A 13,857-nucleotide genomic window follows, 5' to 3' on the forward strand; every position below is an offset into this window, starting at 1 on the left:
ATAGTTTGGGTAATGAAAGACAATACATCTAATACGCAAGTAACAAATGAAGAAGTGGAGAGAAAATATGACACCGTGGAAACCTACCGAGGCGGAGGCAGAATCGATCCGCATACCGCAAGATGAAGAGCGTGAGCTGATCGAGATCGAGTTGCTGTTGGAAGGTATGCACCGTTTATATGGATATGATTTTAGAAACTATGCGTTGCCTTCATTAAAGCGCAGAATCTGGCATTATGCACATGCCGAAGGCGTTAAGACCATTTCCGGGTTACAAGAACGGGTGCTGCATGACCGTTCTGCGTTTGATCGTTTTGTACAGAACTTGTCCATTCCCGTGACGGAAATGTTTCGTGATCCTACGCTTTTCCGAATGTTTCGCGAACAGATTATTCCGATCTTAAGAACATATCCGTATATCCGAATATGGCATGCCGGCTGTTCCACAGGAGAAGAAGTCTATTCCATGGCGATTATGCTGCACGAGGAAGGACTGTACGACAAGGCAAGAATATATGCGACAGATATGAATGATCGCTCTTTGCAGCAGGCCAAGGAAGGCGTATATGGCATCGAGAAAATGAAACTATATACTACAAATTACCTTGAAGCCGGGGGCACCCGTGCATTTTCAGAGTATTACACGGCCAAATATAATTCTGTTATTTTTCATCCTTATTTACGCAAAAATATTATTTTTGCCGAGCATAATTTGGCAACAGACCGTTCATTTAACGAGTTTAATGTAATCTTTTGCCGCAATGTCATGATTTATTTCAATGATGAACTGCGGAACCATGTGCACGGACTTTTTCATGAAAGTTTGAGCCACTTTGGCATCCTTGTTCTGGGTTCTAAAGAATCAATACATTTTACGGAATTCAGCGATGCCTACGAGCCGTTAGACCGGACGGAAAAAATATACCGGAAGATTAAATAGGGGGTTAGGCTTAGTCATGGGGCTCAATGAACCAATCCACATATTATTGGTAGATGACCGCCCCGAGAACCTGCTCGCTCTCGAAGCGGTTCTGGAATCGGAACAGTACAAGCTCGTCAAGGCAACCTCCGGGGAAGAGGCACTCCGCTGTTTGCTGAAAGACGAATTTGCGGTCATTGTGCTTGATGTGCAGATGCCTGGGATGGACGGAATTGAGACAGCAAAATTAATCAAGGCGCGTGACAAGTCCAAGGACGTGCCGATCATTTTCATTTCTGCCAATAGCAGAGAGGCAGAGCACTTATTTGCAGGTTATTCCGCGGGGGCCATTGATTATATGGTCAAACCGTTTATTCCTCAGATTTTGAAGTCCAAGATCGAGGGCTTTGTGGAAATGTTTATCACGAATAAACGTTTGAAAACACAGACCATGCTTCTGCACCAGAAGACGCAGGAACTGGAGAAGATGAATCAGCAGCTCATTCAGGCCAAAGAGGAAGCGGAAATCGCTGCAAACGCGAAGACCGAGTTCCTTGCCATGATGAGTCATGAGATTCGCACACCCATGAATGGCGTTATCGGTATGGTTGATCTGTTGATGGAAACGGAGCTGAAGGAAGATCAGAAGGAATACGTGGATATTGTACGTCGTAGTGCGGATGCACTTGTTACGGTGATTAACGATATTCTTGATTTTACCAAGATGGAATCCGGAAAAATGGAACTGGAAGAGCATCCGTTTGAACTTGTTTCCTGTATTCGTGAAGTACTGAAACTGTTTGCGGCAGAAGCCGGCAAAAAGAATATTGAGCTGGAATATTTCCTGGAAGATTCGGTACCTCAATTGATCTATGGAGATATGGCAAGGCTGCGTCAGGTTTTGTTGAATTTGATTGCGAATGCCATCAAGTTCACGGACCATGGCGGTGTGTATCTGATCGTATCCGTTAATGAAGAAAAGGACGGGCGAATGACGCTGGAGTTTGCTGTAAAAGATACCGGAATAGGTATAGCTCTAGACAAAGTCGACCGCCTGTTCCAGCCGTTTTCCCAACTGGATACATCCATGACGCGCAAGTATGGAGGAACCGGTCTGGGGTTGGCTATATGCAAAACGCTTGTTGAAATGATGGGTGGACAGATATATCTGGATACGACGGAGATGCGTGGAGCAACGTTTGTATTTACCATTCAGGCGCAGCGTTATGTCGAAACTGAGCTCACGAATGGTATGGGGGAAGATCAGCATACGGATATTAAAAATTATGAAATGCATCCAAGCGTATTAATCGTCGATGATCACCCCATTAATCAGAAACTAATGTCCATCATGCTGAGCAAGCTTGGACTCATTGCAGATATCGCCGAGGATGGCAAGAAGGCACTGGATATGGTGTTGGCGAATCGCAACTATGATTATATATTTATGGATTTACAAATGCCTGTGATGGATGGATTGGAGTGTACTCGCCGAATTCGTGAGAGCCTGCCTCAAGACCAGCAGCCGGTTATTGTAGCGATGACCGCTAATGTCATGGATGGTATTCAGCAGCGATGTTCCACTGTAGGTATGGACGATTACATCAGCAAACCTGTGAAAATGGGCAATGTGAAACAGAAGTTGTCCCGATTTCAGGAAGAAAGGCGATTGTTCAAATCCAAAACATCGGCCATAAATCAGGCCAATTGAAATATTTGCTAATTCGATTACTGTTTCATATGTGCTGTAGATGGGTTATTAGGTAAAGAAACCATTGATCAGGAGAGAGATGTCTAATGAATACAAACAAAAATGAAAAATTCAATGCAAGAACAGAAACACTTGATGGTGTGTGCACGGTGTATCTGACTGGCGAACTGGATTTGTCAGTTGCTCCTGAATTCCGTTTGGTGATGGAGCCACTCGTGGACAATAAGGAACAAGATTTGATTATTAACATGCAGGATCTGAAGTACATCGATAGTACAGGGATTGGTATCCTGTTATCTGTTCTGAAAGCACGGCATGGAATGGAAGCTCGCTTTGAAGTACAGGAAGTTCCTGCGCAAATTCAGAAACTTTTTGATATGACGGGTATTGCCAAATTCTTTGTCTCACAGAAGAATTCCCAATAGGAAAGGATCGAAAAAGGAATGAATGCAGAAGTTCAAAGAGTCACCCTTAATTTACCGGCGACAGCTGATTACGTTGATATTGTAAGACTCAATCTATATGGTGTTGCGTCCAAAATGGGATTTTCTTATGAGGACATTGAGGATATGAAGGTTGCTGTATCCGAGGCCTGTAATAACTCAGTATTGTATGCTTACTCACACGAAGGCGGCATGGTAGAGGTTGTGTTCGAAGTGGATAGTGACACGCTAGCCATTACCGTCAAAGATGAAGGTGCCAGCTTCGAGAACATTAACCCGGCGGTATCCCGCGCAGGCCTTCATGACAAAGAACTGTCTGATGCCCAAATCGGTGGACTTGGATTTTACCTGATGCAAGCTCTGATGGATGATGTCAGTGTGGAAAGTGAGACGGGCAAAGGTACGAAAGTAGTACTCGTAAAACGTCTTGCAAGAAGTGAGGAGAAAGTATGAATGAAAAAGTGACTCCCCCAGAGTCCATGTCTGAAGCTATAGGTTTGATCTGGGAATACCAGCAGACCCAGGATAACGAAATTGCAACAGTTCTTATCCGCAAATATGAACCGATGGTGAAAATGGCAGCAGGTAAAATTGCGCGGAACCGACCCGATCTATATGAAGATTTGTATCAGACCGGGCAGATGGCTCTAATTCGTTTGCTTAAGCAATACGATATCAATCTGGGTATTCCGTTTGAACCTTATGCCATGAAGAGCATGATCGGTCATATGAAAAATTATTTAAGGGACAAGTCCTGGTATATTCAGGTGCCCCGCAGAATTAAGGAAAAGGGAGCACTTGTCCAGCATGCGATTGATGAATTGACAGTGAAGCTGGAGCGTTCACCAGGTGTGAACGAGATTGCAGAATACCTGGATTTAACCCCTGAGGAAACCATCGAAGTCTTGGCTGGTCGGGAATGTTACCACTATGTGTCACTGGATTCTCCGCTTTCACAGGATGAGAGTGCAGCCACATTGGGCGAACTGATCAGTTCAGATGTAAATGACTTCGATTCGGTCGAGAAGCGGATGGACTTGCAGCAGGCATTGGGACAGTTGAAGGAACAGGAACAAAAGGTGCTTATTTTGGCATTTCAGGATGGTCAGTCGCAGCGGGCAATTGCTCAGAAACTGGGAGTATCCCAAATGAGTGTATCCCGTATCCAGAAGCGAGCCACTGAGAAATTAAAACAGATTATGTCGAACGCCTCTTTATTATGAGATGCAGATCGGTGATGATATTGAGCACGGCATAAAGAAGGACACGTGATTCCAATGGAATGCATACGTGTCCTTTTTTGGGATCAATGATTTCTTAATGAACAGTATGAATGCAGGAGTGGATGTTAGTGATTGTGGATAAAGTCAAACTGGAAGCGCGTCGGGACAAGGCTACCTATTCAGACCATTGGGAATGGTGGGACTGGGTGGCACCGGATGAGGAAAGTATGGCAGAAGCCTTGGAGGAACTAACGAGCGAATTTCCAGAAATGCAGTACTGGCTTCGCAAAATACCGGAGGTAGAGTCCAATTACCTCTCTGTCCGCTTCATGAACGGCACGGAGCCCGTCATATTCGGGTCATTATTATATGCGGTCAAGAATGAAAGAGAGGATCAACGTAAAGATAATCAGATGTTTTTCTATGTGGATCAAGAAAGACTGGTTACCTTGAATGTAGATGACAATACCAGAGGGATTATGAATACAGGTGAACGTGCAGCCATGTTGCAACAATGCAATGAAGCCCGGGACGGCATGTTTGTGCTGTTTCGAGCCATCTTGCATTATTACCATGTGGGCATGGATCAATTTGAGATGAACCTGCGTGATTTGGAGCGGACGATGGAATCCCGCAATGCACGAACGCTGATGGATCAGATTCTTGCTGCCCGATTTGAGTTGCTATATTGGAGTAACCTGTTCATTCCGTATTCCGAATTGATGGCTGCCGCCAGGGAGGCATATCTGGACGAGCTGAAGGAGAACCGATTTTTTCAGCAGCTCCAGCACCGGATCGAACGCATGGAGCGTTTGTTCAAACATTATGAGAAAGAGATCGATACGCTGATTTCCATTGATAATGCGATTTCAGGGGTGCGTGGCAATGAGATTATGAAGACATTGACCCTCGTTACCTCGGTATTCACGCCCGCAACGGCTGCTGGAGCCATATGGGGAATGAACTTTGAGAATCTGCCTTGGATCGATAAAACCTGGGGGGTTGTACTTGTCCTTGTACTTATCATCATTAGCATGGTCGGCATGTATGTATGGATGATGATGAAAGGCTGGACAGGGGATCTGCTCAAAGTAAAGTCCTCCCAGCCGTCAGTTAAGGAAACAGAGAAACGTGGCATTGGTAAACGAAGGCAATGACTTGGGAAGCATCACATGCTTCCTTTATTTTTTATAATCTTCAATGTATCCCAATAAGTCAGCAATGTATTGTCCTACAATCGGCATATTCACGAATTGACTAAGAATAAAGGCGAGCAGACCAAGAACAACAAAGGTCCCTACGGTCAAACCCAAACCACGTGCCATACCGGCTGTAAAATTGGTAATGATGCGTTTTTTGGGACTGCTGTAATTTTCGATAATATCCTTGATTTGAGATTTTTCCAGACTGTCAGCAATTTGATCCAGCCTTGTGTTCAGACGTTTTACCTCATGACGCAATTCAAAAGGGTGCTCACTGGTATCATACTGTTGTGCGGGTTTTCCTCCGGTAATGGGCGTATTGCCGTTCATTGTGACTTTACTCATGTTCTTCCTCCTTTAATCTCGCGGTGTGGATAAAAAATAGCCAGCTGGAATACAGCTGGCTATTGGTCACTCGATCACAAGCCTTACAGGCTGGTCGAGTTTATTTCTTTACGTGTATCTTCCTTGGCTTCTACAGAAGCAGCAGCCACTTCTTCTGTCGCCTTGGTTGCTTCATTCGCTACATCAGCGGAAGCTTTTCTCACGGAATCCATGACGTCATTACGTCCTTGGTTTACTGTTTTTGCAATATCAGAAGTTTTGGAAGAGACCGTTTTAGCCAGTTCGGAAGCTTTATCACCTACAACTGCTGCAACTTCTTTCGTGCGATCCGTAACGATGCCCACTTTCTCGGAAAGGTCACCACGCAATTCGCGTCCTGGTTTAGGGGCAAAGAGCAGCGCAGCTGCAGCACCCAGCAAACCTCCGATGAAAATGCCTTTGGCGAAATTGGAACCGCTTTGTACAGGATATTGCTCTTCTGCTTTATTCATGTCAAATCACTCCTTCTTCAAATTTAAAAAACGGATACGAAACAACGAACACCTTGTTGACCGATCAGGCAGCCTGTCTGAACAGTCTGGACGCAAGCCCCAGCAAGAAGACAAAGAGCGCTGTTCCAATGATGGCAGGAATGACGGCGAAGTTACCGATGACCGGTCCCCAGTTACCAAGCAAAAGTGCTCCTAGCCAGGCGCCGACAAATCCGGCAATCATTGCACCGATGATTCCTCCAGGCATGTTGTGACCGGCAAGTGCATCACCGATTACACCAATAATGACTGCCATCACAATGCTGATAATGATACCCCACATAACAACCGCCTCCTTTATACTTGATGTAGGATGTTGTCTGTTCGCGTTTGCTTACTTCGTATATAAACGCCGTGCTTCCAGGTGAAACAATCAACGTGTGGAGAAATGATATGGAAAATGTAGGATAATGCAATTCAGAAGGAGCGTTTAATCCCCTGAATCATACAGCAGATCCAAGCCAGCCCGGCAGCAAATCCGGTGAAAACATCGGTTGGATAATGAACGCCAAGCATGATCCGGCTAATACCGATCAGGAATATAAATGCCATTCCGCAAAGGACAGGCAGGGCAACTCCAGACAACCGTTGCTGTCTTTCAATCGCCCAGATGACAAATAACATGCCGTAAAACCCCATTGAGATCATCGCATGACCGCTTGGAAAACTATATCCATGAACGATCAACAGATGTTCCAGTTCAGGTCTGCTGCGTCTGAATATTTCCTTCAATAAGGTGTTCAGAATCCACATCATGGCAAAACTGCTGAGTAACGCATATCCATATATGAGGAAACGGGGACGGCGCTGCAGCAAGAAAAGGATTGAAAAACCGACAGCTGCCATGGCAGAAAGGTTAAAAGAACCGAGCGCAGTAATGAAAGAAATGAAAGGCAGCAGATAAATACGTGATTCCGAGTTCAGATAGACCAGCTGCTGGATACGGTCATCCAATGAAAGGATAGCATCGTTACCAAGCAACGCTCCCAGAGCCGCCAGCAAGAAGACGACCGAAACGCTGGCTATCATTCCAACACCAGCCCACTTGAGCAGTGGACGTAATGAATTTTTGCGATTTAACCCGGATGAGGATGAATGCGTTTTGCGCTGCATAAATGAGTGTCTCCTTCAGTGATGGTAGTAGGTAGATAAAGATTGATAAAGGATTACCCGAAATGTCTGTCGAAAAAACTGTAAAAACGTCGCTTTTGTACTATACTATTTAAGATATCCCATGCGGCGTCGTGACGCAAAGCAGAGATGAATTTGGGAGTATAAAGGAGAGAACTCGCATGGAGAGTGCCCTGTTAATTAAAGAATACCGTGCAGGCGTTATGGAATGCGCCCATTACGGACACATAAGTATTACAGATGAGAACGGCAAGATTGTATATTCAGCTGGCGACCCTCATTTTAGAGCGTTTACCCGTTCATCTGCCAAACCTTTTCAGGCCATTCCGGGGATTCGGGCCGGTATTGCCGGGCATTATGGTCTGACAGCTCAGGAGATTGCCATCATGTCTTCCTCGCACCGATCGGAACCGATTCATATTCAGGTGCTGGAGCAGTTGGAAAGCAAAATAGGATTGGGAGAAGAATGCCTCATATGTGCACCAAGTTATCCCCTGAATGAAGAAAGCCGGAATCAATGGCTGCGTGCTCAAGGAGAAAAGCGTCGTATCCTCCACAACTGTTCCGGTAAACATCTGGGCATTCTCGCATACACTCAGATGAAACAGGCTGACTTGGGTAGTTATGCAGAGCCAGAACATCCAGTACAGCGTGAAATTCTGGAGACCATGGCCTACATGGCGGGTATTGAAGAGAAAGAGATTAAACTTGGGACGGATGGCTGCGGCTTTCCGGTATTTTCATTGCCGTTATCGGCATTGTCGAACGCATACTTGAAGCTGGCTTGCCCGGATCTGATTGAAGATCCATCTACACGCTCTGCGGTAGAGAGCATCACTGGAGCCATGAACGAATATCCGCTAATGGTAGGAGGAACCGGACGCGTGGACTCCGTGCTGCTTGAAGACAGCAACATTGTAGCTAAGGGCGGCTTCAAGGGTGTGTTTGGTTTTGCTCTGAAAAAGGAACGCCTTGGAATCACGTTCAAAGTGCTTGACGGTTCGGAAGAAGAATGGGCCTGGATTGCACAATCCATCCTGGAGCAGATTGGATATAGCAATCGAAAAACCATCGAACGACTGGCAGAGGTATATCCACCTGATATTCGGAACGATGCGGGTAAAGTCGTAGGGCGTGCAGACAGCGAATTCAAGCTTCACTCACCTGAAGAAAGCGTATAACCTGAAGCAAGGGGCGTGATTAGAATTTCCGGGCCACGGGTAAAGATGACATACCAACTGGTATTGATCTATAGAATTCTAAATATACACGCATGAACTGCTGCGAAGATGTGGCAGCTCTAAACCTTTGGAGGTGGATGAATATGATTAAAGTAGTGACATCGGAAGAAAGGCACACGTCGGATCGAGGTTGGATACACAGTGAATTCAGCTTTTCCTTTGCGGACTATGATGATCCAAGCAATGCCCACTTTGGTTGTCTTCTGGCTCATAATGACAACACACTGATGCCGCAGGAAGGCTTTAAGAGACATCCACATCATGACCTGGAGATTGTTAGTTATGTGATATCAGGTACGTTGAAACATACGGACAGTATGGGAACGGAGCAATTGCTGGAACCGGGAACAGTTCAGGTCATGAGTGCGGGGACCGGGGTCGAGCATTCGGAGACTAACCCCTCTGAGGATGAACCTGTACGCTTTTTACAAATGTGGTTTTTGCCATCCCAGCGTATGCTGAAACCCTCGTATACCAATCGTCGACTGGAGGCTCAGGAGCAACTGAACCGTCTTTGTCCGATTGTATCGGGACAAGGGGGAGAGGCAGCCAAGGGAGCATTACCTATTTCACAGGATGTAACTTGCTATCTATCCCACCTGGAATCCGGCAAAAAATTAATGTACCCTCAACATGAAGACAGGCGTACACATCTCTTCCTGATCAGTGGTCATATCGAGATTGTATGTTCAGATGGTAACTTCAATCTCAAGCCGGGTGATGCTGCACGCATCCGTAAGAGCTGTGATCTGCAAATTACAGGTACAGGCAGCGAGACTGCTGAATTTGTACTGGTGGACTTACCTTGAGGAAAAGGGTGTAACTTAAACCGATGGAATAGGGTTTAAAACATGAAGCAGACTGTCCGGCAAGGACAGTCTTGGAATATAACAACTGCAAGAGGACCTGATTCCACTGTGACGTGGAAGGCAGGTCCTCTTTGTACGGGTTGATGATTTACCTTCATAGCTCATAAAAAGAGCCGCTCAAAGTTCCATGAACGATGTCGCCTAGGATTTACGAAGGTTACCCAGTTCGGAAGCAACAGCTTCCACTTCAGAAATACTCAGATGTTCCTTGCCCAGGACCATCTCATACAGGTCAAACAGATCTTCATACTTGTCGAGTGGGAAAGCCGAAGCCTGCATGGCAGCTCCACTGGCCATCCGCAGCTTCGTTTTGATCGCTTCAATCATATATTCCATGTTGGCTGCGCTTGCTTGCGTTAAATCCATCGTTATGTCCATCCCTTCCATATCGGAAACTGTTGTCATTGTATCATGTTTGGACAGGCACAGGCCAATGCTTTTGCGGCGTAACGAAGCATCGGGTAAAATGAGGAATACAACAATAGAGCTTCAGGTAGGGAGTACATGTGAAAAGGAGGTAAAAGAGATTGACAGTGTACAAGCGGGAAATGGTTCGCCATCAAAGCAGGGAAGCCCGCAAAAAGGTGCAGGGAGAAGATTTGGTATTATTTTTCAAGCACATCTACCAACTTCATTCACCCGATGAAATTACCTTTGTCTGTATCGGGACGGACCGTTCTACCGGGGATGCACTGGGTCCGCTGACAGGGAGCCTGCTGCAGGAGTACGGAGTGAACCACGTGATCGGGACACTGGCTTCACCCTGCGATGCCGATACGCTGGAGAAGAGGCTGGCGCTTGTCCCGTCCCATCATGCCATCATCGCCATTGATGCTTGTCTGGGTCCAAAACAGGCAGCAGGTACATACTATCTCGCGGAACATGCACTTATTCCGGGCCGATCGGTTGGCGGCAAGCTGCCGCCGGTTGGTCATTACAGCGTGGCTGCTGTGGTGAATGAGAATGGACCGAGACCTTATTCCATTCTTCAGATGACCTCGCTGCATTTCGTTATGGGGATGTCCCGAACGATTGCTGAGGCGGTATCCGAAGCAATGAAATACAGACAAACGTTTCATATATGAGTTGCAGGCTTAATAATATACAACTTGAATGAATTTAATTTGCGCAGAGAGAGGGATTTAATATGGAAAAAGTGATGTGTGACGGAACGACGATTTGTTATGCCGAACAGGGTAAGGGAGAAGCACTCATTTTGCTCCATGGATACTGCGGAAGTTCATCCTATTGGGATGAAGTTGTGCCTGAGCTTGCACGCAGCTATCGTTGCATCGTACCCGATCTGCGTGGACATGGCAAAACGGACGCGCCTGTAGGTAGCTATACCATCGATCAGATGGGCAATGACGTATTGCAATTAATGGACGAGCTCAAGGTGGATAAGGCTGTCTTGCTCGGTCACTCTATGGGTGGATATATCGCACTCTCCATCGCACAGCGCCACCCGGAACGATTGAATGCCTTCGGCTTGATTCATTCCACAGCGTATCCGGATAGTGATGAGGGCAAGGAAAAACGCCTTCGTGCAGTATCCACCATTCAGACGGAAGGCATGGTTCACTTTGTGGATGGGCTTGTTCCCGGATTGTTTGCACCAGAACATGTGGATTCGCTATCAGCGCAAGTGACACGTGTGAAAGAAATCGGTTACCAGACGGCGCCGCAAGGGGCAGCTGGAGCTGCATTGGCTATGCGGGAACGGCCGGACCGCCGTGATGTATTGTCCGCTACACCACTTCCTGTTCTACTGGTTGCCGGCGAGAAGGATGCCGTCATTCCGCCGGAACGTACATTTACAAGTGACAAGCCACATATTACGCAAGCTGTGATTCCTGGAGCAGGTCATATGAGCATGTATGAAGCTCCGGAAGAATTAATTCAGGTCATTAAACAATTTTTGACGGGATTATCGAAGTAATTTATTGGAACATGAATAGTACCAGATGATTTCGCCTTCTTTGCGAAGTGTCTGGGCCTTGCTAAACCCCTGCAATGTTCGCTCAAGAACGGCAGGGGTTTTATTTGTTCAGGTCAGAGCATGGGGGGGCATTCACCATGTTTTGGCTTTTTGTCATGGCATGAATTAAAATGATGAGAATGGATCATGTAAGTGAAACTGGAATGTACACGATCGAACGATGAGGGGGCATATAGCATGTTCAGGAAAGATTATCTGCTCCGTATGATGGAGGAAATGACAGAAGCGATCGGCAAGGTATTTACACTCAAACAACAGCGAAAACACACGGAGGCTCTGTCCGAGTTGGACGAGCTGCTGCGCAGGCAGTTTGGCCTGAATTTATCGTTGCTGAACTCACTGCCTGCCGAGGATGTTATTGAGATGTTCCGTTTTCGCGGCGTCATTGAAGTGGACAATCTACAGCAAGCCGCCAGGCTGATCGAAGAAGAGGCGTACATTTATAATGAAAAGTCCAAAGTAGAGGGCATAGATGATCATGAAAAAATGGAGTCAGAGGATGAAGCACTTATTCGTCTGATGAGATCACTTCATTTTTACCTGTATGCACTGAATCATGGGGCTAATCCGAAGCTGCTGGATGCACCAGAGCGTGTAGAGGGAATATTGGAGCAAACGAAAGCATACGAACTTCCGGCACGAACGGAAAAGCAGCTTGCCTTGTATCGTGAACAACAGGGGCGTTATGATCAGGCAGAGAATAGCTGGTACAGACTGTTGCAGGTAGACGACAGTCATCCCATTCATTATCGGGGTGAGGTGCAGGCTTTCTATGAAAGGTTAAGACAACTGGAAGATGAGCAACTGCAGCAAGGGGGCTTGCCTCGCGAGGAAGTGGAAGAGGGGCTTGCCGAGCTAAATCGTTAAACCCCCTGAATACGCACCTTAACTTGGAGAGGGAACGGAATTGTGGTATGGTAACGGTTGACCAAACCAAACCGAAAGTGAGATGTACCCCCGTGGATTCATTGCGAAAGCTTATACAAGACATCTTTGAACAGAATTCGCTGATTACAGCGACCTGGAGCCAGCTGCGCAGACGGGACAATGTCTCGTATACCAAAGTGCAAGTCAAGCCGGTAACGCTCAAGAATCAGTTGCATTATCAATTCGCATTTCATTATACCAACAAAGTGCTGCACGAGAATTTGACTCCGGCTGAAGCGGCAGAACGCATGACTTTGCTATGCGAGGAGACGTTTCGTCAAGGACTGCTCTGTACAGCAGACGCGGACTATCAAATTTTGATCAGCAAAAAATATAAAGTGTCCATCTTGACCAAGTCAGCTTCCAAGACTGCGGTGGACCTCTCGCATAATCGTAAAAAGCAATATGTGCTGGAAGATGGAGTTCCCGTTTCTTTCCTGGTCGAGCTGGGAATTATGAGCGAGGAAGGCCGAGTTTTGGCCCGCAAGTACGATAAGTTTAGACAGATCAACCGTTTCCTCGAGATGGTACAGGATGTCATCCCGCATTTGCCAGAGGGCCGTCCACTTACGATTGTTGATTTTGGGTGTGGGAAGTCGTATCTGACCTTTGCCTTATATCACTATTTGTCTGTACAGCAGCGCAGATCGCTCAAGATTATTGGTTTGGACTTAAAAGCCGATGTTATTGAACACTGCAATGATCTGGCAAACAAATTGCATTACGGTGACCTGAAGTTCCTTGTGGGAGACATCGCTGACTATGACGAGCTGAATGAAGTGGATATGGTCGTGACGCTGCATGCCTGCGATACTGCAACCGATGCTGCTTTGGAGAAAGCCGTTCGTTGGGGGGCTTCCGTCATTCTGTCTGTACCGTGCTGTCAGCACGAGCTGTTTGACCAGATTGAATCCAGCGTGATGAATCCGTTGTTGTCACACGGTATTTTGAAGGAACGTTTCTCCGCATTGGCAACGGACGCCATCCGGGCGAAGCTGTTGGATCTGATGGGATACAAAACGCAGCTGCTGGAATTTATCGATATGGAGCATACGCCAAAAAACATATTAATCCGTGCAGTGCGCGGTCAGGCCGGGCAGACAACGGACATGTGGAATGAATACACTGCATTCCGTGACTTCATTCAGGCAGATCCTTATTTGGAGCGGGCTTGTGCGGACTTGCTTCCAGGTGGGGGCAAGTTGAAAGAAGCTATTCCGAACGATGGAGCAGATTTAAGCCAAGAGAATTCAATTGGGGAATCCATTAAAGATGTCACCCAAGATCCTAGCCGCTGTGATCACTGTTGAATCGTTG

General features: G+C 46.5%; 17 protein-coding genes. 12 read left to right on the forward strand and 5 right to left on the reverse strand.

From position 1 onward, the window contains the following. The first annotated feature begins 67 nt into the window (after positions 1 to 67). From P5G61_RS24620 to P5G61_RS24645, 6 genes are all read left to right on the forward strand, one after another. Positions 68 to 940 carry a CheR family methyltransferase gene (locus P5G61_RS24620; protein WP_301248852.1) on the forward strand — a complete coding sequence of 291 codons (873 nt, stop codon included), beginning with the start codon at positions 68 to 70 and terminating at the stop codon, positions 938 to 940. Positions 941 to 956: 16 nt separating this feature from the next. After that, positions 957 to 2,630: a response regulator gene (locus tag P5G61_RS24625; protein ID WP_079350059.1), complete on the forward strand. Its 1,674-nt coding sequence runs from the start codon at positions 957 to 959 to the stop codon at positions 2,628 to 2,630. 86 nt (positions 2,631 to 2,716) lie between these two features. Then, entirely contained in the window at positions 2,717 to 3,055 is a 339-nt protein-coding gene (locus P5G61_RS24630; protein ID WP_063566600.1) for an STAS domain-containing protein, read from the forward strand. 18 nt (positions 3,056 to 3,073) lie between these two features. Continuing rightward, the gene (gene rsbW / locus P5G61_RS24635; RefSeq protein WP_062325833.1) at positions 3,074 to 3,526 is read left to right on the forward strand and encodes an anti-sigma B factor RsbW; all 453 of its coding nucleotides are present in this window, start codon (positions 3,074 to 3,076) and stop codon (positions 3,524 to 3,526) included. Next, positions 3,523 to 4,296: a sigma-70 family RNA polymerase sigma factor gene (locus P5G61_RS24640; protein ID WP_024631358.1), complete on the forward strand. Its 774-nt coding sequence runs from the start codon at positions 3,523 to 3,525 to the stop codon at positions 4,294 to 4,296. Before rsbW ends, P5G61_RS24640 begins: the two co-directional genes overlap by 4 nt. Positions 4,297 to 4,424: 128 nt before the next feature. After that, on the forward strand, positions 4,425 to 5,453 hold the full coding sequence (locus P5G61_RS24645; protein ID WP_301248854.1) for a magnesium transporter CorA family protein: 1,029 nt from the start codon (positions 4,425 to 4,427) through the stop codon (positions 5,451 to 5,453). A 24-nt stretch (positions 5,454 to 5,477) separates the two neighbouring features. Here the strand turns inward: P5G61_RS24645 and P5G61_RS24650 are convergent, their stop codons facing one another. From P5G61_RS24650 to P5G61_RS24665, 4 genes are all read right to left on the reverse strand, one after another. After that, complete coding sequence (locus tag P5G61_RS24650; RefSeq protein ID WP_024631356.1) at positions 5,478 to 5,843, reverse strand: DUF5665 domain-containing protein; 366 nt, start codon at positions 5,841 to 5,843, stop codon at positions 5,478 to 5,480. Positions 5,844 to 5,926: 83 nt separating this feature from the next. After that, positions 5,927 to 6,334, reverse strand: a complete 408-nt coding sequence (locus tag P5G61_RS24655; RefSeq protein WP_024631355.1) for a YtxH domain-containing protein — start codon at positions 6,332 to 6,334, stop codon at positions 5,927 to 5,929. A 64-nt stretch (positions 6,335 to 6,398) separates the two neighbouring features. Then, positions 6,399 to 6,656 (reverse strand): GlsB/YeaQ/YmgE family stress response membrane protein, encoded by a 258-nt coding sequence (locus tag P5G61_RS24660; protein WP_024631354.1) that lies wholly within the window; start codon positions 6,654 to 6,656, stop codon positions 6,399 to 6,401. A 134-nt stretch (positions 6,657 to 6,790) separates the two neighbouring features. Continuing rightward, positions 6,791 to 7,486, reverse strand: a complete 696-nt coding sequence (locus tag P5G61_RS24665; protein ID WP_301248855.1) for a phosphatase PAP2 family protein — start codon at positions 7,484 to 7,486, stop codon at positions 6,791 to 6,793. A 179-nt stretch (positions 7,487 to 7,665) separates the two neighbouring features. Here P5G61_RS24665 and P5G61_RS24670 point away from each other — a divergent pair, with 179 nt between their 5' ends. Next, positions 7,666 to 8,685, forward strand: coding sequence for an asparaginase (locus tag P5G61_RS24670; protein WP_079350057.1), 1,020 nt, complete (start codon positions 7,666 to 7,668; stop codon positions 8,683 to 8,685). 143 nt (positions 8,686 to 8,828) lie between these two features. Continuing rightward, positions 8,829 to 9,554, forward strand: a complete 726-nt coding sequence (locus tag P5G61_RS24675) for a pirin family protein (RefSeq protein ID WP_301248856.1) — start codon at positions 8,829 to 8,831, stop codon at positions 9,552 to 9,554. A gap of 201 nt (positions 9,555 to 9,755) precedes the next feature. Here the strand turns inward: P5G61_RS24675 and P5G61_RS24680 are convergent, their stop codons facing one another. Further along, positions 9,756 to 9,980 (reverse strand): DUF1128 domain-containing protein, encoded by a 225-nt coding sequence (locus P5G61_RS24680; RefSeq protein WP_024631350.1) that lies wholly within the window; start codon positions 9,978 to 9,980, stop codon positions 9,756 to 9,758. A gap of 167 nt (positions 9,981 to 10,147) precedes the next feature. On the opposite strand from P5G61_RS24680, the gene yyaC reads away from it, so the two are divergent. The 4 genes from yyaC to P5G61_RS24700 all read left to right on the forward strand — a co-directional run bounded on the left by yyaC (position 10,148) and on the right by P5G61_RS24700 (position 13,850). Next, positions 10,148 to 10,699, forward strand: coding sequence for a spore protease YyaC (yyaC, locus tag P5G61_RS24685; protein WP_363325766.1), 552 nt, complete (start codon positions 10,148 to 10,150; stop codon positions 10,697 to 10,699). Positions 10,700 to 10,761: 62 nt separating this feature from the next. Then, complete coding sequence (locus P5G61_RS24690) at positions 10,762 to 11,553, forward strand: alpha/beta fold hydrolase (protein WP_301248858.1); 792 nt, start codon at positions 10,762 to 10,764, stop codon at positions 11,551 to 11,553. A 237-nt stretch (positions 11,554 to 11,790) separates the two neighbouring features. Next, the gene (locus P5G61_RS24695; RefSeq protein WP_024631347.1) at positions 11,791 to 12,480 is read left to right on the forward strand and encodes a DUF6483 family protein; all 690 of its coding nucleotides are present in this window, start codon (positions 11,791 to 11,793) and stop codon (positions 12,478 to 12,480) included. A gap of 92 nt (positions 12,481 to 12,572) precedes the next feature. After that, positions 12,573 to 13,850, forward strand: a complete 1,278-nt coding sequence (locus P5G61_RS24700; RefSeq protein WP_301248859.1) for a class I SAM-dependent methyltransferase — start codon at positions 12,573 to 12,575, stop codon at positions 13,848 to 13,850. Positions 13,851 to 13,857: the final 7 nt, after the last annotated feature.

The organism is Paenibacillus vandeheii (genome assembly GCF_030433635.1).
Classification (GTDB): domain Bacteria; phylum Bacillota; class Bacilli; order Paenibacillales; family Paenibacillaceae; genus Paenibacillus; species Paenibacillus vandeheii.